The 22,474-nt window shown below is 52.0% G+C and carries 19 protein-coding genes and 1 tRNA gene; 18 read left to right on the top strand and 2 right to left on the bottom strand.

From position 1 onward, the window contains the following. Positions 1-64: 64 nt before the first annotated feature. Positions 65-487, top strand: coding sequence for a hypothetical protein (locus AC07N2_RS01420; protein ID WP_494776682.1), 423 nt, complete (start codon positions 65-67; stop codon positions 485-487). Between the two features lie 96 nt (positions 488-583). On the opposite strand, the gene tsaD is transcribed toward AC07N2_RS01420, so the two are convergent. Beyond that, complete coding sequence (gene tsaD, locus AC07N2_RS01415) at positions 584-1,612, bottom strand: tRNA (adenosine(37)-N6)-threonylcarbamoyltransferase complex transferase subunit TsaD (RefSeq protein WP_494776681.1); 1,029 nt, start codon at positions 1,610-1,612, stop codon at positions 584-586. A 102-nt stretch (positions 1,613-1,714) separates the two neighbouring features. On the opposite strand from tsaD, the gene AC07N2_RS01410 reads away from it, so the two are divergent. The 14 genes from AC07N2_RS01410 to dnaG all read left to right on the top strand — a co-directional run bounded on the left by AC07N2_RS01410 (position 1,715) and on the right by dnaG (position 17,826). Continuing rightward, positions 1,715-2,359 carry an ANTAR domain-containing response regulator gene (locus AC07N2_RS01410; protein ID WP_494776680.1) on the top strand — a complete coding sequence of 215 codons (645 nt, stop codon included), beginning with the start codon at positions 1,715-1,717 and terminating at the stop codon, positions 2,357-2,359. A gap of 322 nt (positions 2,360-2,681) precedes the next feature. After that, positions 2,682-3,905: a CmpA/NrtA family ABC transporter substrate-binding protein gene (locus AC07N2_RS01405; RefSeq protein ID WP_494776679.1), complete on the top strand. Its 1,224-nt coding sequence runs from the start codon at positions 2,682-2,684 to the stop codon at positions 3,903-3,905. A 9-nt stretch (positions 3,906-3,914) separates the two neighbouring features. After that, positions 3,915-4,844 carry a nitrate ABC transporter permease gene (ntrB, locus tag AC07N2_RS01400; RefSeq protein ID WP_494776678.1) on the top strand — a complete coding sequence of 310 codons (930 nt, stop codon included), beginning with the start codon at positions 3,915-3,917 and terminating at the stop codon, positions 4,842-4,844. A gap of 56 nt (positions 4,845-4,900) precedes the next feature. Then, positions 4,901-5,707: an ABC transporter ATP-binding protein gene (locus AC07N2_RS01395; protein ID WP_494776677.1), complete on the top strand. Its 807-nt coding sequence runs from the start codon at positions 4,901-4,903 to the stop codon at positions 5,705-5,707. Between the two features lie 41 nt (positions 5,708-5,748). Next, positions 5,749-8,187, top strand: a complete 2,439-nt coding sequence (gene nirB, locus AC07N2_RS01390; RefSeq protein ID WP_494778091.1) for a nitrite reductase large subunit NirB — start codon at positions 5,749-5,751, stop codon at positions 8,185-8,187. Between the two features lie 37 nt (positions 8,188-8,224). Continuing rightward, positions 8,225-8,581 (top strand): nitrite reductase small subunit NirD, encoded by a 357-nt coding sequence (gene nirD, locus AC07N2_RS01385; RefSeq protein ID WP_494776676.1) that lies wholly within the window; start codon positions 8,225-8,227, stop codon positions 8,579-8,581. After that, complete coding sequence (locus AC07N2_RS01380; RefSeq protein ID WP_494776675.1) at positions 8,578-11,439, top strand: nitrate reductase; 2,862 nt, start codon at positions 8,578-8,580, stop codon at positions 11,437-11,439. The genes nirD and AC07N2_RS01380 overlap by 4 nt, the downstream gene beginning before the upstream one ends. A 47-nt stretch (positions 11,440-11,486) precedes the next feature. After that, a complete protein-coding gene (gene ybiB, locus AC07N2_RS01375; RefSeq protein ID WP_494776674.1) occupies positions 11,487-12,497 on the top strand; it encodes a DNA-binding protein YbiB in 1,011 nt (336 codons plus the stop codon). After that, positions 12,466-13,269, top strand: coding sequence for a uroporphyrinogen-III C-methyltransferase (gene cobA, locus AC07N2_RS01370; RefSeq protein WP_494776673.1), 804 nt, complete (start codon positions 12,466-12,468; stop codon positions 13,267-13,269). The genes ybiB and cobA overlap by 32 nt, the downstream gene beginning before the upstream one ends. Before the next feature lie 72 nt (positions 13,270-13,341). Next, a complete protein-coding gene (locus AC07N2_RS01365; protein WP_494776672.1) occupies positions 13,342-14,538 on the top strand; it encodes a BaiN/RdsA family NAD(P)/FAD-dependent oxidoreductase in 1,197 nt (398 codons plus the stop codon). Between the two features lie 90 nt (positions 14,539-14,628). Beyond that, complete coding sequence (locus AC07N2_RS01360; RefSeq protein WP_494776671.1) at positions 14,629-15,066, top strand: VOC family protein; 438 nt, start codon at positions 14,629-14,631, stop codon at positions 15,064-15,066. Positions 15,067-15,209: 143 nt separating this feature from the next. Continuing rightward, positions 15,210-15,422 (top strand): 30S ribosomal protein S21, encoded by a 213-nt coding sequence (gene rpsU / locus AC07N2_RS01355; protein ID WP_011870001.1) that lies wholly within the window; start codon positions 15,210-15,212, stop codon positions 15,420-15,422. A gap of 129 nt (positions 15,423-15,551) precedes the next feature. Further along, positions 15,552-16,001 (top strand): GatB/YqeY domain-containing protein, encoded by a 450-nt coding sequence (locus AC07N2_RS01350; RefSeq protein ID WP_076592339.1) that lies wholly within the window; start codon positions 15,552-15,554, stop codon positions 15,999-16,001. Between the two features lie 25 nt (positions 16,002-16,026). Further along, on the top strand, positions 16,027-17,826 hold the full coding sequence (gene dnaG / locus AC07N2_RS01345; RefSeq protein ID WP_494776670.1) for a DNA primase: 1,800 nt from the start codon (positions 16,027-16,029) through the stop codon (positions 17,824-17,826). Positions 17,827-18,151: 325 nt separating this feature from the next. Here dnaG and AC07N2_RS01340 read toward each other — a convergent pair whose 3' ends face one another. After that, entirely contained in the window at positions 18,152-18,391 is a 240-nt protein-coding gene (locus AC07N2_RS01340; RefSeq protein WP_231949310.1) for a hypothetical protein, read from the bottom strand. Between AC07N2_RS01340 and rpoD the strand changes: the two genes are divergently transcribed. From rpoD to AC07N2_RS01325, 3 genes are all read left to right on the top strand, one after another. After that, positions 18,303-20,537, top strand: coding sequence for an RNA polymerase sigma factor RpoD (rpoD, locus tag AC07N2_RS01335; protein WP_494776669.1), 2,235 nt, complete (start codon positions 18,303-18,305; stop codon positions 20,535-20,537). The two genes, AC07N2_RS01340 and rpoD, sit on opposite strands and share 89 nt — an antisense overlap. Before the next feature lie 17 nt (positions 20,538-20,554). After that, a tRNA-Ile gene (locus tag AC07N2_RS01330) sits at positions 20,555-20,633 on the top strand. Positions 20,634-20,809: 176 nt separating this feature from the next. Next, positions 20,810-22,474, top strand: a complete 1,665-nt coding sequence (locus tag AC07N2_RS01325) for an ABC1 kinase family protein (RefSeq protein ID WP_494776668.1) — start codon at positions 20,810-20,812, stop codon at positions 22,472-22,474.

Genomic DNA, 22,474 nt, shown 5'->3' with positions numbered 1-22,474 from the left:
TTACAGTGCGCGCATTCGGATTGTTACGTTTGATGAAGCAGACCTTGGCCGCAGGAGCGTGATCATGAAAATCTTGGTGTCTGGTTTCATTCACAAGTGTGTGTTGAGCCTAGTCTTGGGATTGATGTCGTCCGTGGTGCTGGCGCAGATACCAAGTCAGCTCGTTGTAGTGCATGGCACAAACGTAGCGAAGTTAAAGGGCGTGCTTAAAGGCCCGAACAAAAGCACACGTGATTACATCGTGCATGTAAAAGAAGGTGGCACCTTGTCGGTGGCACTGGAAGCCAGCAATAAATCCTCAACCTATTTCAATGTCTTGCCACCGTCGAGTGAAGTGGCCTTGTACGTGAGCGCAATGGATGGCAAGAATCAGTGGGAACAGAAAGTGCAAGCCGAAGGGAATTACACAGTGCGGGTTTATCTCAATCGCGCGGCGGCACGCAAAGGTAATTCTTCGCATTACACTCTGAGTATTGCGTCGTTCTAAAAGATAATAATGAACAGATCTGTTTCAGATGGATGGAGCGGGCCAGAGCAAGCTAGCCCTAAGCAAAGAGATTGCTTATTTCCTTACTGAATTCGCTCAAATCTCGCTGATGCTATCCAGCGGCCAGCGTGGTTTGACGTTGAAGGCGTAGTCCTTCTTCGCGGCGTCTGGATTAATCTGCAAACGCATCGCGCCCGCGAATGCAATCATCGCGCCGTTATCGGTGCAAAATTCCAGCTCTGGATAAAACACCTTGAAGTGCTTTTTGACAGCGGCAGCATTTAACGATGCACGCAGTTGTTGGTTGGCGCCTACACCACCTGCAATGACCAAGCGTTTCAAACCTGTATGTTTAAGTGCGGTGACGCATTTTGCGGTCAGCACTTCAACGATGGCATCGACGAAGGCGCGTGAGATATTGGCTTTGTCTTGTTCGCAGATATTCGTGGTTTGATTTTTGACCACCGTCAGCACAGCAGTCTTCAAACCGGAAAAGCTGAAATCCAGATTCTTGGAATGCAGCATAGGGCGCGGCAGCTTGTAGGCAGTCGGATCGCCAAACTCGGCCATGCGTGAAATCGCAGGTCCACCGGGATAACCGAGGCCCAGCAGTTTTGCTGATTTATCAAATGCTTCACCAGCTGCATCGTCCAGCGTTTCGCCCAGCATCGTGTATTGACCGACACCATCGACGCGCATCAATTGCGTATGACCACCGGAAACCAGCAGCGCAATGAAGGGGAATTCAGGCGGTTCGCTGGCCAGCAAAGGCGACAGCAAATGCCCTTCCAGATGATGTATGCCTAACATCGGCTTGTCCAAGGCTAGGCCCAAACCGCAAGCGACAGATGCGCCGACCAATAATGCGCCAGCCAAACCAGGGCCTTGCGTATAGGCGATGGCGTCTATTGCATCGTGCGCGACACCACTTTCTGCAAAGACTTGTTCAAGTAAGGGAATCGCACGTCTAATATGGTCACGTGATGCCAGTTCAGGCACAACACCGCCGTATTCCTCATGCATTTTTACTTGTGAATAAAGGGCGTGCGCGAGCAAGCCGCGTTGTGTGTCATACAACGCAAGACCCGTTTCATCACAGGAGGATTCGATACCGAGAACAAGCATGGGATAAAGATGCAGGAAAAATGCAACATATGGTGTGATTCTTGCATGGATTGTAGCTTATTCTGACAAGATCATATTTAGTACGACTTAATAGAACGCGAAATGACTAAGACTTCTCAACCTGATTTGCGCTCTTTACGTATTGTTGTCGTCAATCCCATCACGCCGGAGGGAGAGCCGGACGAGCACGCACTTGCGCAGGAAGAGCGCACGCGCGCATTACGCATAGGTCTGCTGGAAGCCGGCTACAACATCATCGCCTCATTTCCGGCAGATTTGCATTTGCCAGAACGGGTCGCGCAAATGCAGCCGGACATGATCATTATCGATGCCGAATCTGATGCACGCGATGTGCTGGAGCATGTCGTGATGGCAACACGTGATGCACGGCGTCCCATTGTTTTGTTTACCGAAGACAAGGCCACATCCAGTATGGAAGCTGCGATGGCAGCAGGCGTGTCGGCATATATCGTTGCGGGTTTGCAATCTGAACGTATCAAGCCGGTATTGGATGTGGCCATGGCGCGTTTCAACGCCGAGCAAAAATTGCTGACGGAGTTGTCGGATACCAAACTCAAGCTGGCTGAACGTAAAACGATAGAGCGCGCCAAGGGTTTATTGATGGAACGCCACAAAATTTCCGAAGACGAGGCGTATACCAAGCTGCGTCGCATGGCGATGGACAAGAATCTGAAGCTATCGGAGTTGGCGCAACGTGTTCTTGATATTGCGGATTTACTTGGTTAATCCGATAGTCGCACCAGAAGTCGTCTTGAATCCGCACTAAATAGATGCGGCGCACGGAAAGAGAGCGTTAATAAGAGAAGGATGACGTGACAGCCGCGCTAAGTAAGTAGTTTTTCGCTGGCACATCAATTGCTAGAAAGTGGTTAGTACCAACGACGGTACCAGGAACAAGATTATTCGGGCCAATGACGGCCGGGATAATCAGGACAAAGACGTCCGTGTCGCATGAGCTCTGCTTGTGTCGACCCGGGCGTCTTTTTTTTTGTGTTTATCAGAACCGCTCTTCGAGGAAACCATGACAACGAACGACAGGAAAATCAATATGACACGGCGCACAGTTTTGAAAGCGGGTGCAACCATTACGGCAACTGCCTTCAGTGGTTTGTCTACGCAAGGTGTCTGGGCTGCAGGTTCTGATAAGCCGGAAAAAGAAGAAATCAAGGTTGGCTTCATTCCCTTGACCGATTGTGCTTCTGTCGTCATGGCTTCAGTGATGGGCTTCGACAAAAAGTACGGTATCAAGATAGTGCCTACCAAAGAAGCGTCGTGGGCTGGTGTACGCGACAAACTGGTGAATGGTGAGCTGGATGCAGCGCATGTCTTGTATGGCTTGATCTACGGTGTACATGAAGGCGTAGGCGGTGCCAAGAAAGACATGGCCATCCTGATGAACCTGAACAATAACGGTCAGGCGATTACGCTTTCCAAAAAGCTGGCAGATGGTGGCGCCGTCGATGGCCCTGGCCTGGCGAAACTGATGCAAATGGAAAAACGCGAATACACATTCGCGCAAACTTTTCCAACCGGTACCCACGCGATGTGGCTGTACTACTGGCTGGCAACGTATGGCATTAACCCGATGAAGGATGCCAAGGTCATCACGGTTCCACCGCCACAAATGGTTGCCAATATGCGCGTCGGCAATATGGATGGTTTCTGCGTAGGTGAGCCATGGGGCCATCGTGCGATCGTTGACGGTATTGGTATCACTGCCGCCACTACACAAGACATCTGGAAAGATCATCCGGAAAAAGTATTGGGCACGACATCCGACTGGGTTGCCAAATACCCTAATTCTGCGCGTGCACTGACTGCGGCTGTACTGGAAGCCGGTCGCTGGATCGATGCATCCTTGTCCAACAAAAACAAAATGGCAGATGTGATTGCTGCCAAGTCCTACGTCAACACATCGGTAGACGTCATCAATCAACGCATTCTTGGTCGTTACCAAAACGGTTTGGGTAAAACCTGGGATGACCCTAACTACATGAAGTTTTACAACGAAGGCACAACCAACTTCCCGTATCTGTCGGATGGCATGTGGTTCATGACGCAGCACAAACGCTGGGGTTTGGTAAAAGGCGAGCCGGACTATCTGGGTACGGCCAAATCGATCAATCGCATCGATTTGTACAAGGAAGCGGCCACGCTGGCCAATGTGCCTGTCCCGAAAAATGTCATGCGTTCTTCCAAACTGATCGATGGCGTGGTGTGGGATGGCAAGAACCCGAAAGCATACGCAGAGTCATTCAAGATCAAGGCATAAGGAGTCATCATGAGTGCAATCATGCGTCCCGCAGAAAGCGCGCCTACCAGCGCAACGGCAAAGCCGGAAATGGAAGCCAGTACGAAACCGGAGGCTGTTGTGAAAAGTAGTGCTGCAAGTCTGGCGGTAGAGCCGCCTAAGGCAAAGGCAAAAACGTTTTCGTTCAAGCCTTTTTTCCTGACGGTACTGCCGCCGATTTTTGGTGTGATTTTCCTGGTTCTTGTATGGGAAATCATTTCAGTGAAGAACAGCGGCATTCCATCGCCTATGGTCACACTGAAATCTGCGGGCGTCTTGTTTGCCGATCCTTTCTATAGCAATGGCCCTAACGATCAAGGCATAGGCTGGAACATTCTGGCTTCTCTCAAACGTGTTGGTATGGGCTTTGGCATGGCGGCTCTGGTCGGTATTCCGCTTGGCTTCATGATCGGTCGTTTCAAGTTTTTGTCCGGCATGTTCAATCCCATCATCAGCTTGTTGAAGCCGGTTTCTCCATTGGCCTGGTTGCCGATAGGTTTGCTCGTATTCAAAGCCGCCGATCCTGCTGCGATCTGGTCGATTTTTATTTGCTCAATCTGGCCGATGATCATCAACACAGCAGTCGGTGTGCAACGTGTACCGCAGGATTACATGAACGTCGCTAAGGTATTGAAGCTGTCTGAATGGAAAATCGTAACCAAAATTCTTTTCCCCTCCGTGTTGCCATACATGTTGACCGGTGTGCGTCTGGCGATTGGTACTGCATGGCTGGTGATCGTCGCGGCAGAGATGTTGACTGGTGGCGTCGGTATTGGCTTCTGGGTCTGGGATGAATGGAACAACTTGAATGTGCCGCACATCATCATCGCCATCGTCGTGATCGGTATCGTCGGTTTGATACTCGAACAGATATTGGTCGGCATCGCCAGAGCCTTCACTTATGAAGATGTGAAGAGTTGATCGAGTAATAAAGCTGAATACGCAAACGCACCATACAACCAGATACAGGAAACATCATGGATAGCATCAACAGCAAGTTCATCGATATTCAACATGCGGAAATGTCCTTCACCACCAAGAAGGGCGTTTTCAACGCGCTGACCAATGTCAATCTGACCGTGGGTAAAGGCGAGTTCGTAACCTTGATCGGTCACTCCGGTTGCGGCAAGTCGACGCTACTCAATCTGATTGCCGGTTTGACGCAAGCGACCGGCGGCATGTTGTTATGTGGTAATCGTGAAATTGCAGGGCCATCACCGGAACGTGCGGTGGTGTTCCAGAATCATTCGCTGCTGCCATGGTTGACCTGTTATGAAAATGTGTATCTGGCAGTGGAGCGCGTATTCGGTGCGACTGAGAACAAAGCGCAATTGAAAACACGTACCAAGGCTGCACTGGCTTTGGTCGGTTTGACTCATGCAGAACAAAAACGTCCGAATGAAATTTCCGGAGGCATGAAGCAACGCGTCGGCATTGCCCGCGCCTTATCGATGGAACCGAAAGTGTTGTTGATGGATGAACCTTTCGGCGCGCTTGATGCATTGACACGTGCGCATTTGCAAGATGAGTTGCTGAAGATCGTCGCAGCCACCGGCTCTACTGTGGTCATGGTGACGCACGATGTGGATGAGGCAGTCTTGTTATCGGATCGCATCGTCATGCTGACCAACGGTCCATCCGCCACTATAGGCGAAATCCTTGAAGTGAAACTGGCGCGTCCGCGTGAGCGCGTGATGCTGGCGCAGGATCCGCTGTATGCGCAATACCGTACTGCCGTGTTGGAGTTCTTGTATCACCGCCAGTCGCATCCGGTTGCAGCGTAACAAACACAAAAAAATACCAGGAAGAACTCAGGAGAAGCATGATGGAAAAGATGAAGCTTGTCATGGTCGGCAACGGCATGGCTGGTGTGCGCACCTTGGAAGAGTTGCGCAAGATCGCCCCCGATGTGTATGACATTACCGTCTTTGGTGCGGAAGCCTACGCGAATTACAACCGCATACTGTTGTCGCCGGTATTGGCAGGTGAGCAAACGATACAAGACATCATGCTCAATGATGTCGATTGGTATGCAGAGAACGAAATCAAACTGCACCTCGGTAAAAAAATAGTACAGATCAATAGAGCACAGCGTTTGGTCATCGCTGACGATGGCACGATTGCGCCATACGACAGATTGTTGCTGGCCACAGGTTCCAATCCATTCATGTTGCCGGTGCCGGGCAAGGATTTGAAAGGCGTGATCTCGTATCGCGATATTCAAGATACCAACGCGATGATAGATGCGGCCAAGGTACACAAGCATGCTGTCGTGATCGGTGGTGGCTTACTCGGTCTGGAAGCTGCCAATGGTTTGAAGTTGCGCGGTATGGACGTCACAGTAGTGCATCTGTCTGATTGCCTGATGGATAGGCAACTCGATAATGTGGCTGGCAAGATGCTGCAAAAATCACTGGAAGATCGCGGCCTGAATTTCCTGTTGGGAAAAAATACCGAAGCGCTGATTGGTGATGACGATGGCCATGTCCAAGCGATTCGTTTCACCGATGGTCTGGAAGTGCCGGCGCAATTGGTTGTGATGGCAGTTGGTATTCGTCCGAATACCGCCTTGGCAGAATCCACAGGTTTGTATTGCAATCGCGGCATCGTCGTCAGCGATACGATGCAAACCTACGATCCACGTATTTATTCCGTCGGTGAATGCGTCAACCATCGCGGCACAGCCTACGGTTTGGTTGCACCATTGTTCGAGATGGCCAAGGTGTGCGCCAACCATCTGGCCAACTACGGCATCGGTCGTTACCAAGGTTCGGTTACTTCAACCAAATTGAAAGTCACTGGCATTGATTTGTTTTCTGCCGGTGAATTCATGGGTGGCGAAGGCACGGAAGAAATCCTTTTGTCCGATCCTATCGGTGGCGTGTACAAGAAGCTGGTGTTGAAAGACGACAAGTTGATCGGTGCCTGCCTGTACGGTGACACGGTTGATGGCAGCTGGTATTTCAATCTGCTACGCGAAGGCAAGGACATCAGCGAAATCCGCGATGCCTTGATGTTTGGTGAAGCCAATGTCGGCCGTCCGGGCGATGTCGGTCATGAAGGTTTTTCCAAAGCCGCTGCAATGCCGGATACCGCAGAAGTCTGTGGTTGCAACGGCGTATGCAAAGGCACCATCGTCAAGGCCATCAAGGAAAAAGGTTTGTTCACGATAGAAGACGTGCGCAAACACACGAAGGCTTCTGCATCTTGCGGCTCCTGTACCGGTCTGGTGGAACAAATCATCATGGCGACTGCCGGTGGCGATTATTCTGCATCAAGCAAAGCCAAGCCTATGTGCGGCTGTACCGACCATACACATCAAGAAGTACGTGATGCGATCAAGGCCGAGAAGTTGTTGACGGTTGCAGGCGTGATGACAAGGATGAACTGGCGTACACCTAACGGCTGCTCCAGCTGCCGTCCTGGCATCAACTACTACCTGATCTCGACCTGGCCGCATGAAGCCAAGGACGATCCGCAATCGCGTTACATCAATGAACGCGCACACGCGAATATTCAAAAAGACGGAACCTTCTCTGTCATTCCGCGCATGTGGGGTGGTGAGACCAGTTCATCCGAATTGCGCCGTATCGCTGATGTGGTCGACAAGTTCAAGATTCCAACCGTCAAGGTAACCGGCGGTCAGCGCATCGATTTGCTCGGCGTGAAGAAAGAAGATCTGCGCGAAGTCTGGCACGACCTTGGCATGCCTTCCGGTCTGGCCTATGCAAAAGGTTTGCGCACGGTGAAGACTTGTGTCGGTTCTGAATGGTGCCGCTTCGGTACGCAAGATTCGACCTTGATGGGACAGCAGCTTGAACGCCAACTCGCTCGTATGTATGCGCCGCACAAGGTCAAGCTGGCTGTCTCTGGGTGTCCGCGTAACTGCGCAGAATCCGGCATCAAGGACGTCGGTGTGATCGGTGTCGATTCAGGTTGGGAAATTTATGTCGGTGGCAACGGCGGCATCAAGACCGAAGTTGCGCAATTCTTCGTCAAGCTGAAAACGCATGGAGAAGTACTGGAATACGCCGGTGCCTTCCTGCAACTGTATCGCGAAGAAGGTTGGTATCTGGAGCGCACTGTGCATTATCTGGCGCGCGTTGGTCTGGAGCATGCGAAGCAGAAAGTCGTCGAGGATGAAGCGAATCGCAAAGCCTTGTATGAACGTTTGCTGTTCTCGCTGGAAGGTGAACCAGATCCGTGGCACGAACCGGAAAAAGCGATGGTCGATACGCGTCAGTTCGAACCTTTGTCGGTTTGATTATTTAAAAACAGAATAATTTTTATCAAGGCCAGTCATGTCTAACGAATGGAAAGTCATCTGCAAGGTTACAGACATTCCGGTACTCGGTTCCCGTGTCGTGCATCGTGACCATCAGCCTAACGTTGCCATCTTCCGCAATAGCGAAGACAAAATATTCGCCTTGCTGGACCGTTGTCCGCACAAAGGTGGTCCCTTATCACAAGGCATCGTGTTCGGTGAACGTGTTGCCTGTCCCTTGCACAACTGGAATATCCAACTGGATTCCGGCTGTGCAGTTGCACCGGATGAAGGTTGCACGCAAAAATTCAGCGTCAAGGTAGAAGCTGGGCTGGTTTATCTGGATGCGGCGGAATTGAAAGTCATCACGATCAGTGAGGCTGCCGCTGCATGAACGCGCCCATGCCTTCTGCTGCCGGTTTAGAGGCGAGGCATGCAAATGAATCGCCGCTGACCGAAACCAAAGCCACCTGCTGTTATTGCGGGGTAGGCTGCGGTGTGCTCGTGCAAAGCGATGGCGAGAAGGTAACCGGCGTACGTGGTGATCCCGATCATCCGGCTAACTTTGGTCGCTTGTGCACCAAGGGCAGTACCTTGCATTTGACAGCACGTCCGGCCTTGCAGCAGCAGGCGCGTGCGCTGTATCCGGAATTACGTCTGGCACGTGGCGATGAACGTGAACGTGCATCGTGGGACACCACGCTGGATTTTATCGTCAGCAAATTTGCGGCGACGATACGCGATCACGGGCCGGACAGTGTGGGCTTTTATCTGTCTGGTCAATTGCTGACGGAAGATTATTACGTCTTTAACAAGCTGGCCAAGGGTTTGATAGGCACCAATAACGTCGATACCAATTCACGCTTGTGCATGTCCAGCGCCGTCGCTGGTTACAAGCAAACCTTGGGTGCCGATGCACCGCCCGCATGCTACGAAGATATCGATCATGCAGAAGTGATTTTCATCGTCGGCTCCAACACCGCTTACGCGCATCCGATTCTGTATCGCCGCATAGAAGATGCGCGCAAAGCCAATCCAAATCTGAAAGTCATCGTCGCCGATCCACGTCGCACCGATACGGCGCGCGAAGCGGATTTGTTCCTGCCTATTCTTCCTGGTACCGATGTCGCATTGTTTAACGGCATGCTGCATATCTGTCTGTGGGAAAACCTGATCGATGCCGATTTCATCGCAGCGCATACAGAAGGCTTCGCAGAACTGAAGCACACCGTGCGCGATTACACGCCGAAATTCGTCATTGATACCTGCGGCATTACCGAGGCGGACTTGATGCAGGCGGCACGCTGGTTTGGTACATCGAAAGCATCCTTGTCACTTTACTGCCAGGGTTTGAATCAATCGTCGTCCGGCACTGCGAAAAATGCGGCACTGATTAATCTGCATCTGGCGACACATCAAATCGGCAAGCCAGGTGCGGGTCCGTTCTCGCTGACAGGGCAACCGAATGCGATGGGTGGGCGCGAAGTTGGTGGTCTTTCCAATCAACTATCAGCACATCGTGATTTGGCGAACCCGCAACATCGTGCCGAGATCGCTGCATTGTGGGGCGTCGATGATGTGCCGGAAAAAGCAGGCAAGAGCGCGGTGGAAATGTTCGATGCAGTACGCACCGGCGAAATCAAAATTCTGTGGATAGTCTGTACCAATCCGGCGCAATCGATGCCGGAGCAAAAGATGATCCGTGAAGCATTGCAGCATGCAGAGCTGGTCATCGTGCAGGAGGCCTACAAGACAACAGCGACTTGCGATTATGCAGACGTGTTGTTGCCGGCGACGACGTGGAGCGAGAAGGAAGGCACGGTTACCAACTCTGAACGCCGTATCACGCGTTTCAAATCTGTCTTGCCGAAACTGGCTGAGTCCTTGCACGATTGGGAAATCGCCGTACGCTTTGCACGCAAGCTGGAAGAGACGATGGCAAGTCATGCCGCGGGCAAAGTACAGCGCATTGCTACGGTCAGCCGCGATACGCTTTTTCCCTATGAGTGCACGGAAGACGTCTGGAACGAACATCGCGAATCGACACGCGGACGCGATCTGGATATCACCGGCTTGAGTTACAAGATGCTGGAAGAGCAGGGGCCACAGCAATGGCCTTTTCCTGATGGTGCCAACGGCGGCAAAAAGCGTTTGTATGAAGACGGCATCTTCCCGACTGCGAGCGGCCGTGCCAAGTTCGTCAATACGATTTATCACCCGGTAAGCGATCCGATTAATTCACGCTTTCCCTTCCATCTTTCCACCGGACGCCTGCGCGATCAATGGCATGGCATGAGTCGTAGCGGTACGGTGGCGCAATTGTTTTCACATGCGGCAGAGCCAGCGATAGTGATGTCGCAGGTCGATATGGATAGACGCTTGTTCAAGCAAGGTGATCTGGTACATGTCACCAGCAAATTCGGTTCGCAGATCTTTCCTGCAGCGGTTGGGGATGATATGCGCGCCGGACAGGCTTTCATCGGCATGCATTGGGGCGAGGAATATGTATCTGGTCGCGGCAGTGATGGTGCGGGTACGCACGGCGTCAATTCGCTGACATCGCCAGCCTACGATGCTGATTCCAAGCAGCCTGAGTTGAAGCATACGGCGGTGAAGATTTTGAAAGTGGAATTGCCGTGGCGTTTTATTGCCTTCGGTTGGGTGGATGAAGCGCAAGTACTGAATCTGCAATCCGCATTGCGTCCCATGATGCGCCAGTTTGCCTACGCATCGTGCACCTTGTTCGGTCGCGATAAAGTCGGCGTGCTGTTCCGCGCGGCAGACGATTACGCAGCCAGCGCTGAATTGATGGCAGAAATCGAAACCAAGTTCGGCATAGCCGGTACACAAGTATTGCGCTATGACGATAGCAAGCGTGGTAACTCGCGTCATATCCTGGTGAACGATGGCAAGTTGCAGGCGGTTGCTTTGGCGGGTGATATTTCTGCCGAGCGCTGGTTGAAGGATTATCTGGAAGGCGAGCAATCGGTGGCAACGCTAGGTCGTTTGTTGCTGATGCCATCGACCAAGGCACCGCAGAATTTCAAGGCGCGTGGTCGCATAGTCTGCAATTGCTTCAATGTGTCGGAAACCGAAATCAACGATGCGCTCATGGGCATGTCGGATGCACCGGATGCCGCCTTGACTGTACTACAAAAAAAATTGAAATGCGGTACCAACTGCGGTTCCTGCGTACCTGAATTGAAAAAAATCGTCTTCACTCAACGAACCTCGACACCAGAAGCTGCTTGATGCTCGCTGCGCTTTCGCAGAAGCAGCCTTCGTAGTACCCTCTTCGGATGCAAAAATTAACCAATACTGAACCATTTGCCACAGCTCGTTTCATCAAGGAAATCGGGCGTGGCGTCAAAGGCGCGCGCAGCCTGTCGCGTGAAGATGCCAATCAACTGTATGCGGCAATGCTGGATGGTCGCGTCTCCGATCTGGAGATGGGCGGCATCATGCTGGCCATGCGCATTAAGGGTGAGTCGGTGGATGAAGTCGCCGGTTTTATCGATGCGGCTGAAGCGTCTTTCGATCAATTGCACGCGCCTGATGGCGAGTACGCGCCTATCGTGATTCCCAGCTATAACGGTTCGCGCCAGATGCCGAATCTGACGCCCTTGCTGGCCTTGTTGCTGGCGCGTGAAGGTGCGCCGGTTTTCATTCATGGCGTGACGACGGATCCGGGACGCGTGACGACAGCAGAGATTTTGAAAGAGCTAGGCTATTCGTTCACACACAATGCACAACAAGCCGCAGAACAATTCGCGCGTCGTGCGCCGGTGCTGATGCCGATTGAAGATCTGGCGCCACGTATGTTTCGTTTGCTGGCGATGCGCCGCATCCTCGGCGTACGCAATTCCACGCATACACTGGTCAAGATCATGCAGCCGTTTTCTGCGCCTGCCTTGCGACTGACCTCGTACACGCATCCGGAATATTTATCGATGCTGACTTCGTATTTCACGACGGCAGCGCCAGCGGAGCGCGGCGATGTGTTTTTGATGCGCGGTACCGAAGGTGAAACAGTTGCCAACGCGAAACGTGCGCAACAAATCAATTGGATACACGAAAACGAATGCACAATTTTGGTGCAAAAGCAGGAGCCGGTCGATGAAATGCCGCCGCTGCCTGCAGAGCGCGATGCCGCGACGACGGCCAAATGGATAGAAGCCGCGCTGCGCGGTGATGTGCCGATTCCAGTGTCAATAGCGGAACAGGTGGAACATTGTTTGCTTATCTCTAAGAGTCTAAAGAGCAAACAAGGTGCAGATCATGGAGCGGCAGGTAGAGCAGAAGTCAGGTAAGGTTTTTTTGGTAGGTGCGGGTCCCGGCGATCCAGAGCTGCTGACCATCAAGGCCGTCAAGGCAATTGCATGCGCCGATGTCATTCTGATTGATGATCTGGTCAATCCGGCAGTGCTGGAACATGCACCTGCGACAGCGCGCGTCATTCAGGTCGGTAAGCGCGGAGGTTGCGCGCAAACGCCGCAGGAATTCATAGAACGTTTGATGTTGTCCGAAGCGCAAGCCGGTCTATGTGTCGTGCGGCTGAAGGGTGGCGATCCTTTTATCTTCGGTCGTGGTGGCGAAGAGCGCGATCATTTGCAAGCTGCTGGCATCGTAGTCGAAGTCATCAACGGCATCAGCAGTGGTCTGGCTGCGCCAGCCTCTATCGGTGTGCCACTCACGCATAGAGACTGGAGTCAGGGCGCCATCTTCATTACCGGTCACGGTAAAAATTCAGAATCGAATCCCGATTGGACCACGTTGGCCAAGTTGAATTTGACCTTGGTGATTTATATGGGCGTGGCGCGTTGCCGAGAAATTCAAATGGCATTGCTGGATGGCGGTAAAGCCGGCGATACACCAGTCGCAGTGATTCAATCCGCAACTGGCACGGCGCAAGCACAGTTGATTACGACCTTGTCTGAATTGCCAGATGCCTTGGCAAAATCATCCATCGGCAGTCCTGCCATCATCGTCATCGGCGATGTCGTGCGGTGTGCGACACAAGCGGCCACACAGCCAGCAACCAAGACCTTGCGCGAGACGGTTCTTGCACATCTGACAGCATAGGAGCTGAAAACAAGCGCGTCGCCTGAAGCGGCTGCGCTTACAATCACGGCTTATTTCTATTTGTAGCAAGCCATGACTAAACAGTTTGATGTTGCCGTAATCGGCGCGGGCGCAGCGGGCATGATGTGCGCTGCAGTAGCAGGGCAACGCGGCAAAAGCGTGGTGCTGATCGATCACGCCGCCAAGCTCGCAGAAAAAATCCGTATCTCAGGTGGTGGTCGCTGTAATTTCACCAACATCGATACCACGCCGCAAAACTTCCTTTCGCAAAATCCCCATTTCTGCAAAAGCGCCTTGTCGCGTTATACACCGCAGGATTTTCTCGCCTTGATGAAGCGTTATCGCATCGCGTATCACGAGAAGCATAAAGGCCAGTTGTTTTGCGATAACTCGGCGGAAGACATCATTAGTATGCTGAAGGCGGAGTGCGCGCTCGGCAATGTGGCGTGGCGCATGCCTTGCACCGTGGTGTCGATCGCTAAAAACGGCGAGCAGTTCCGCATAGAAACCGATACCGGCGATATTCTCGCCAATAGTCTGGTGATAGCCACTGGCGGTTTGTCGATTCCCAAGATAGGCGCGACCGATTTCGCTTATCGCATCGCCAAGCAATTCGGTTTGAAAATGATTGAACCGCGTCCGGCGCTGGTGCCGCTGACTTTCGATGCGAACGCCTGGCAGCCATTCGTACCTTTGTCCGGCATCGCCTTGCCGGTGGAAGTGGAAACTGGCAGCAAGAAAACACGCGGCTATTTCAAGGAAGATTTGTTGTTCACGCATCGTGGCTTGTCCGGTCCGGCGATTCTGCAGATATCCAGCTTCTGGCAACCGGGCACGCCATTAACAATCAATCTAGTGCCGGAAACCGATATTGCCGAAGCCTTGATAGAAGGTAAATCGACCAGCAAGAAGAATTTGGGCAATCAATTGGCGCAATGGTTGCCATCGCGTCTCGCAGATGAGTGGCTGGCTGTGAATGACTTCAAAGCCGATGCGCGCGTGGCGGATATGCAAGACAAGCAATTACGCAAGCTGGGCGCATCGCTGAATCAATGGAGCATCATCCCGAACGGTTCAGAAGGCTACCGCAAGGCAGAAGTAACGCTGGGCGGCATCGATACGCGCGAGTTGTCGCAGCAGACCATGATGGCCAGCAAGGTGCCGGGTTTGCACTTCATCGGCGAATCGGTGGATGTGACCGGCTGGCTGGGTGGCTACAATTTTCAGTGGGCTTGGGCATCTGGTGTGGCGGCGGGACAATCGGTTTAATTGGGATGGTTGCCAAGACTACTGACATGCCTTGTCAGTAGTGCAAGTTATGATCATTGCTGTTTTATTTATCCTTAAAGGAGCGATTAAATGGACAGTGAACAAGCGAGCAATGAAAATCCGAGCATTATTTCCCATGTTTCTATCGGGACGAATCAATTTGACAAGGCGCGGGCTTTTTACGATGCTGTTTTACCGGCTCTGAATATCAAGGTCATCATGGAACATCCCGGCGCGGTAGCTTATGGGCGCCTATACCCTGAGTTCTGGGTGCAGACGCCGCATGATGGCAAGCCTGCCAGTATCGGTAACGGTTTTCACATGGGATTTGGTGCTGCTAATAAAGAGCAGGTTCATGCGTTTTATGACGCTGCACTGGCAGCCGGAGCAAGCTGCGATGGTCCGCCTGGTCCGCGTCCGCTCTATGGCGATCCGTATTACGGTTGTTTTGTCCGCGATCCGGAAGGACATAAAATCGAGGCAGCTTATTGGGATGCCGAGCTGAGCATGAAGCTTTACGGTCATTAAATCCTTCTGATTGAAGGGGAATATAGAGCGGATGTTGTCGCATTTCCCCGTCAACTTCGATATGGTCGAATAAAGAGCCTTCCATTTGTCGCGCAAGGCTGCTATACTCTTCGACTCACTACCCAACATTGGTTTACATTTAAATGACCACTATCCGCCTTAAAGAAAACGAGCCGTTCGAAGTCGCTATGCGTCGCTTCAAGCGCACCATTGAAAAAACTGGTTTGCTGACCGATTTGCGTGCGCGCGAGTTTTACGAGAAGCCAACTGCTGAACGCAAGCGCAAGCTCGCTGCAGCTGTGAAACGCCATTACAAGCGTATCCGCAGCCAGCAATTGCCTAAAAAGCTGTACTAATTTCTTGAGAGCTGCGCGCGCTATGTGCGTGCGGTTTGAGAAATTAGTTGCAAACCCGCTCCGGTGTTGGTCCGCAGCGGGTTTTGGCGTTTTTAATGATCGCTTGATTAATCAGATATCGGAGTGCGTATGAGCCTGAAAGAACAGATCACAGAAGATATGAAAGCGGCGATGCGCGCGAAAGAAGCGGGCAAATTGGGCACGATTCGCCTGATTACTGCTTCCATCAAGCAAAAAGAAGTCGACGAACGTATCGAGCTGAACGATACCCAGGTACTCGCCATCATTGAAAAAATGATCAAGCAGCGCAAGGATTCGATTTCGCAATTCCAGGCTGGCGGTCGCCAGGATCTGGTTGATATCGAAGAAGCTGAGCTGGCTGTTCTGGTTACTTATATGCCTAGCGCATTGTCTGATGCAGAAGTGCAGGGCGAAGTTGCTGCTGCCGTAACCGCATCCGGTGCCGCTGGCCCGCAAGATATGGGCAAGGTCATGGCGATTTTAAAAGCGAAACTCGCTGGCCGCGCCGACATGACAGCCGTGTCCGGTTTGGTAAAAGCCGCGCTGACCAAAGCCTGATCGTCTTCAGCATTCAGCTGCCGACGTGATACCACAGTCGTTTATCCAGGATCTCCTTAACCGCGTCGATATTGTCGACGTGGTGGGGAAGTACGTGCAGCTAAAAAAAGGCGGCGCGAACTTCATGGGACTGTGTCCCTTCCATAACGAAAAATCTCCCAGTTTTACTGTTAGTCCGACCAAGCAGTTTTATCACTGCTTTGGCTGCGGTGCGCATGGTACTGCGATTGGTTTTCTTATCGAGTATTCGGGGATGGGTTTCGTTGAGGCGGTGAAGGATTTGGCGCAAAACGTCGGCATGGTCGTGCCGGAAGCGGAAGATCGTTTGCCGCCGGCGCAACGTGCCGAGCATCAGGCAAAAAGTCTTGCCTTGTCAGAGGCAATGACGCGTGCCTGTGATTTTTATCGTCAGCAATTGCGTCATGCTGAACGGGCAAAAAGTTATTTGATTGGCCGTGGTTTGACCGGTGAAATCGCTGCGCGCTATGGCATGGGGTATGCGCCTGACGGCTGGGATGGTTTGCGCGCAGTTTTCCCTGATTATGAATTGGATGCATTGGTCGAATCTGGCCTCGTGATCGATAAGGCCGAAGAAGAAGGCGCGAATCGCAAGCGCTATGACCGATTCCGCGATCGCATCATGTTCCCGATCCGCAATTCCAAAGGTCAGGTGATCGGTTTTGGTGGGCGCGTCATGGATAACGGCGAGCCCAAATACTTGAATTCGCCTGAAACGCCCTTATTTCAAAAGGGTAGTGAGCTGTATGGCTTGTTTGAAGCACGCCAGGCAATACGCGAAGCTGGTTACGCATTGGTAACAGAAGGTTATATGGATGTGGTCGCGCTGGCACAGCTCGGCTTCCCGCAGGTAGTGGCAACGCTGGGTACTGCGTGCACACCGATTCATGTGCAAAAATTATTACGTCAGACTGATCAAGTTATTTTCAGTTTCGATGGCGACAAAGCGGGACGTCGTGCCGCACGTCGCGCGCTGGAAGCCAGTTTGCCGCACGCCAGCGACAACAAAGTTATCAAGTTTTTGTTCCTGCCTAGCGAACACGATCCGGACAGTTTTATCCGCGAACTAGGCACCGATGCGTTCGAGAAGCAAGTGCAGGATGCCATGCCGTTGTCGCAATTTCTGTTGAAAGAAGCGGTTGGCGATAATGATCTCGGCACACCGGAAGGCAGGGCGCGTGCGCAGTTCGATGCCAAGCCTTTGCTGCAGGCATTGCCGCCTTCTTCATTGCGTTTGCAAATTGTGCGCAGCCTGGCGCAAGTAACGGAAAGTACGCCGGCAGAAATCGAAGCCCTATTCGAATTGGTACAACCGATTTCTCGTGTACGCGCTGCACCGCCGCGCAGCAAGCGGACAGCGCCGCTTGGTTTGGAGCGCCAGATCATGCGCTTGTTGGTAGCGCATCCGATATTGGCCGCCGAGCTGGATCAAGCTGCCTTGGATATGACGGCGCATTTTGCGCCGGATCATGCGGAAATGCTGGAGCAACTGGTCATGATGAGTCGCGACATGGGTGCGCAGGCAAATTTTGCGATTCTGGCAGAGTTATTGCGTTCTACCGGTTCGGATTTCGATCCCCTGATAGCCGAGATTGCCGCTGAGCCAGAGTCGGATGTGGCGGTTGCTCGTGTGGAGTTGGCTGGCGCGATTCGTCAGACCAAAATGAAGGTCTTGAAGGATGAGCTTGAGCAACTTGTGCTGGCAGGTTTAAATGGTGAGCAAGCGCAGGCGCGTTATCGCGATTTGACCTTGCAGCAAGAGCAATTGCGACGTCAGGCGCAGGCAGAAATCATGCAAAGAGGCTAATTTTGCTCTTGTGTAGAGGAGGAATGCTCCCCTATATGTTATAATTAAAGGCTTTCGATTCAAGGTCTTAGAGTTGTAGGTAATAAAGTAATCGAAAAGAAAATCAATAAACTTGCGCGGGCGTAAGCCAGAGTTGAATGCGCAAATCGGCTCGTCGAGCGCAAGCTTAACCGCGCTTCAAGAGCATAACCTTGGTAGTTGATCCAATGGCGAATGCAATGAAGAAACCCGCGAACAAACAAACTCTTGCCGCAAGTAAGGCCAAATCGGCTGCGGTAAAGTCGACAAAACCTGTTGAGAAGAAAGTAGCTGCCAAGTCAGTTGGTCAGGCAAAAGCCGTGGCCTCGAAGACAAAGGCAATAACATCGTCAAGCAAAGCCGTGACGAAGAGCGCTGCAGTTGTAGCGAAAACTCCCGCGGCCAAACTTTCACCCAAAGTTGCTGCAAAGCCGGTATCAGTGCAATCGAAAGCCCCTGTGACAAATAAGAAATCTGAAGTGAAGTCTGCTAGCAAATCAGCAAAAATCGAACCAAAAGTCGAGTCGCGTCCTGGCGTCAACGTCATGATCACTGCGACCGTCAGTCAGACTACTGACGCTGCTACTTTGGCCGCAATCGATACGTCGGGTTACATCCTGCCATCGATCAAGGTGCCTGGCCGTCGTGGTCGCAAACCAAAAGAATTCCAGCCTGAGAACGATGAAGTCGCGGCATTGAACGCAGTCGAACGTGCAGAACTGAAAGCTGTCGACAAAGCGAAAGCGAAAGATCGCAAGGCCAAAGAAAAAGCATTGTTGAAAGATGCATTCTCGTCCGATACAGAAGCCAGTGAAGAAGAACTCGAAGCGCGTCGTCAAAAACTGAAGACGCTGATCAAGTTCGGTAAAGAACGCGGCTTCTTGACGTACGCAGAGATCAACGATCACCTGCCTGAAAACATCATTGATCCGGAAGCGATCGAAGGCATCATCGGTACCTTCAACGACATGGGTATCGCGGTCTATGAACAAGCGCCGGATGCAGAAACATTGTTGTTGTCCGATAACGTCGCTACCGTTGCCAGTGATGATGAAGCCGAAGCTGCTGCTGAAGCTGCACTGTCGACTGTCGACTCCGATTTCGGCCGTACTACTGATCCTGTCCGCATGTACATGCGTGAAATGGGTTCGGTTGAACTGCTGACACGCGAAGGCGAAATCGGCATTGCAAAACGTATTGAAGATGGCTTGCGTGACATGATCCAGGCGATCTCCGCATGCCCGACCACGATTGCAGAAATCATCGCAGCATCGGAACGCATTGCCAAAGACGAAGCCAAGGTCGACGAGATCGTTGACGGCTTGGTCGACATGAATGCATCCGAGCCGGTGATTGCACCTCCTGCTCCTGCCGCTTCTGATGAAGAAGACGAAGAAGAGGAAGAGGAAGAAGAAGAGGAAGAAGAGGAAGAAACGACAGCTGCTTCTGGTGCTGCTGGTTTCTCGAGCGAACAACTGGAACAGTTGAAGCGTGACTCTCTCGCCAAATTCGCTACTATCGCTACGCAATTCGACAAGATGCGCAAAGCCTTTGAGAAGGAAGGCTATAACTCCAAGCCTTACGTCAAGGCGCAGGAAATCATCTCGAACGAATTGTTGAGCATTCGCTTCACCGCAAAAGTTGTTGAGAAATTGTGCGACACCTTGCGTGGTCAAGTTGACGAAGTGCGTCACATCGAAAAACAAATTCTCGATGTCGCTGTCAACAAGTGCGGTATGCCGCGCGGCCACTTCATCAAAGTCTTCCCAGGCAATGAAACCAATCTGGACTGGGTTGATGGTGAAGTGAATGGCAAGCATGCATACAGTGTTGTGTTGGCACGTAACGTACCAACCATCAAAGAATTGCAGCAAAAATTGATCGACTTGCAAGCGCGTGTCGTATTGCCCTTGCCAGATCTGCGCGCCATCAACAAGAAGATGGCTGCCGGTGAAATGAAGGCACGCAAAGCGAAACGCGAAATGACCGAGGCTAACTTGCGTCTGGTTATTTCGATCGCGAAAAAATACACCAACCGTGGTTTGCAATTCCTGGATCTGATTCAGGAAGGTAATATCGGTTTGATGAAGGCAGTCGACAAGTTTGAATATCGTCGCGGCTTTAAATTCTCGACATATGCAACTTGGTGGATTCGTCAGGCTATCACTCGTTCGATCGCCGATCAGGCGCGCACTATCCGTATCCCTGTGCACATGATCGAAACAATCAACAAGATGAATCGCATCTCGCGTCAAATCTTGCAGGAAACCGGCGCCGAGCCAGATCCAGCAACATTGGCGATCAAGATGGAAATGCCGGAAGACAAAATTCGCAAGATCATGAAGATCGCGAAAGAACCGATTTCGATGGAAACACCGATCGGCGACGACGACGATTCACATCTGGGCGATTTCATCGAAGATAACAATACATTGGCACCAGCCGATGCAGCGTTGCACGCTTCGATGCGCGGCGTGGTCAAGGATGTATTGGATTCGTTGACACCACGCGAAGCGAAAGTCTTGCGTATGCGTTTCGGTATCGAAATGTCTACCGATCACACTCTGGAAGAGGTTGGTAAACAGTTCGACGTGACACGTGAGCGTATTCGCCAAATAGAAGCAAAGGCGTTACGCAAATTGCGTCATCCATCGCGTTCGGATAAACTGAAGAGCTTCCTAGAAGGTAATTAAATTCTAAACAGGTTACTGGGCCTCTAGCTCATGCTTGGTTAGAGCAGCGGACTCATAATCCGTTGGTGCCGTGTTCGACTCACGGGAGGCCCACCACAAATAAGAAGGGGTTACGATTATTCGTAACCCCTTTTTTTATTGCCTAAAGCTTGGGCAATGGCTTGCGCCATCAGCCGGTATTGTGGATTATATGGAAACGGTGCTTCGCTCGAAGTACCGCTGCGGGGCCGCACGACGAATTGGATAGCACGTACAACCAAGGAGCGAGGCAGATGTTAGACATGACATTGGCGGCGATACGGGATCGCGAACGTTTGCGGCAGATTATTTCTGTGCTGGCACGTTTCGGCGTGCAGGATGTCTTCATACGTCTTGGTTTGGGCGATCTCTTCAACGATAAAACATCCAATAGTTCTATCAATACGCCTCCGGACACTGCGGCAGAAGGGCAATCCGCGCCGCAGCGTATGCGCATGGCGATAGAGGCTCTGGGGCCGACCTTCATTAAACTCGGACAGATACTGGCGACGCGTGGCGATTTATTGCCGACGGAGTGGATAGAAGAATTCGAGCGCTTGCATAGCCGTGTAGCAACCGTGCCTTGGTCTGATATACGCGAACAGGTGGTTGCAGATCTGGCCGCACCTGTTGAAGATGTGTTTGCATCTTTTGATATAGAGCCGCTGGCTTCTGCGTCGATGGCGCAAGTGTATCGTGCACGCTTGCACGATGGGCAGGACGTGGTGGTGAAGGTGCAGCGTCCAGGGCTTCGTCGTACGGTCGAAGCTGATTTACGCTTGCTGGCGCAACTCGCGAATATTGTCGAAGAACGCAAGCTGGCACCGTATTACAAACCGCGCGATATCGTGCGTCATCTGACGCTAGCGATGCAGGATGAGTTGGATTTCAGACGCGAAGCACAATCCTGCGAACAGGTGGCGCGTAATTTCGAACAGCATCCAGAGATCGAGATTCCGCGTATTTATTCCGAATGGTCGAGTGAGCGTTTGTTGGTGCAATCGTATGTCGATGGGATTGCACCTACGGATGACAGCGGCTTGCGTGCGCAAGGATTGGATCGCTCTTTGTTGGCTGAGCGTGGTGCACGCGCATTCTTGAAAATGGTATTGCATGACGGTTTGTTCCATGCCGATCCACATCCCGGTAATTTGATAGTGCTGGCCGAGAATCGGGTTGGTTTTATTGATTTCGGCATGGTGGGTCGTTTGTCAGATTTGCGACGGGATCAACTGCTGGTGCTGTTCCGCGCCATCGTATCCGGTCGACCTGATGGCTTGATTAACCTGTTGATGGATTGGTCGGGGCCGACAGATTTCAATTGGTTGAGAGCAGAGCAGGCGGTGCAGGAATTTGTTACACGTACTGCCAGTGCGCCGCTTTCGTTAAAGCAGGCTTTGAATGATTTCATGGAGATGGCCAAGCAGAGTCGTGTGGCGGTGCCACCTGATCTTGCCTTGCTGGTGAAGGCGTTTGCGACTGCAGATGGCGTGCTGCAACGCCTGGATCCGCAATTCAATATCGTGCAAATTGCTGGTCCGATGGTGAAGCGTGCTTTGTTGCGTCGTTATTCACCTCGCACTATACGGCGAGAAGCACTAGGTGCTTTGGTCGATGTGCAAACGGCTGCTCTGGATTTGCCACAACTTCTACGCTTGGTCATGTTGCGCTTGAAGCATGGACACTTCATGGCGAATATAAAAATTGCGAACCTGGATCGTCTTGGTACTTCATTGGAGCGAGCGGCGACACGTTTGGCGATTGCGATCGTTACAGCAGCAGTATTGCTGGCGCTAGGGCCTGTGTTGTTGCAGTACGGTCCGCATTGGATGGGGATGCCGGCATTTGCGTGGTTGGGATTGTTGGCTGCAGTTGCAGGTTTGGTCACTTTATTTTGGACATTTCGTCGCCGACCTTGA

It is taken from the genome of Herminiimonas sp. GW821-FHT09C12, assembly GCF_059416385.1.
This window is presented reverse-complemented; position numbering and strand designations above follow the sequence as displayed.

What these genes read in the sequence shown, in the direction of transcription:
- AC07N2_RS01420 (WP_494776682.1), top strand. Translation starts at nt 65, where the DNA reads ATGAAAATCTTGGTGTCTGGTTTCATTCACAAGTGTGTGTTGAGCCTA.
- cobA (WP_494776673.1), top strand. Translation starts at nt 12,466, where the DNA reads ATGGAGCGGCAGGTAGAGCAGAAGTCAGGTAAGGTTTTTTTGGTAGGT.
- AC07N2_RS01410 (WP_494776680.1), top strand. Translation starts at nt 1,715, where the DNA reads ATGACTAAGACTTCTCAACCTGATTTGCGCTCTTTACGTATTGTTGTC.
- AC07N2_RS01360 (WP_494776671.1), top strand. Translation starts at nt 14,629, where the DNA reads ATGGACAGTGAACAAGCGAGCAATGAAAATCCGAGCATTATTTCCCAT.
- AC07N2_RS01380 (WP_494776675.1), top strand. Translation starts at nt 8,578, where the DNA reads ATGAACGCGCCCATGCCTTCTGCTGCCGGTTTAGAGGCGAGGCATGCA.
- AC07N2_RS01395 (WP_494776677.1), top strand. Translation starts at nt 4,901, where the DNA reads ATGGATAGCATCAACAGCAAGTTCATCGATATTCAACATGCGGAAATG.
- ybiB (WP_494776674.1), top strand. Translation starts at nt 11,487, where the DNA reads ATGCAAAAATTAACCAATACTGAACCATTTGCCACAGCTCGTTTCATC.
- ntrB (WP_494776678.1), top strand. Translation starts at nt 3,915, where the DNA reads ATGAGTGCAATCATGCGTCCCGCAGAAAGCGCGCCTACCAGCGCAACG.
- nirD (WP_494776676.1), top strand. Translation starts at nt 8,225, where the DNA reads ATGTCTAACGAATGGAAAGTCATCTGCAAGGTTACAGACATTCCGGTA.
- rpsU (WP_011870001.1), top strand. Translation starts at nt 15,210, where the DNA reads ATGACCACTATCCGCCTTAAAGAAAACGAGCCGTTCGAAGTCGCTATG.
- AC07N2_RS01325 (WP_494776668.1), top strand. Translation starts at nt 20,810, where the DNA reads ATGTTAGACATGACATTGGCGGCGATACGGGATCGCGAACGTTTGCGG.
- AC07N2_RS01340 (WP_231949310.1), bottom strand. Translation starts at nt 18,391, where the DNA reads ATGACGTTGACGCCAGGACGCGACTCGACTTTTGGTTCGATTTTTGCT.
- AC07N2_RS01350 (WP_076592339.1), top strand. Translation starts at nt 15,552, where the DNA reads ATGAGCCTGAAAGAACAGATCACAGAAGATATGAAAGCGGCGATGCGC.
- AC07N2_RS01405 (WP_494776679.1), top strand. Translation starts at nt 2,682, where the DNA reads ATGACACGGCGCACAGTTTTGAAAGCGGGTGCAACCATTACGGCAACT.
- AC07N2_RS01365 (WP_494776672.1), top strand. Translation starts at nt 13,342, where the DNA reads ATGACTAAACAGTTTGATGTTGCCGTAATCGGCGCGGGCGCAGCGGGC.
- nirB (WP_494778091.1), top strand. Translation starts at nt 5,749, where the DNA reads ATGGAAAAGATGAAGCTTGTCATGGTCGGCAACGGCATGGCTGGTGTG.
- tsaD (WP_494776681.1), bottom strand. Translation starts at nt 1,612, where the DNA reads ATGCTTGTTCTCGGTATCGAATCCTCCTGTGATGAAACGGGTCTTGCG.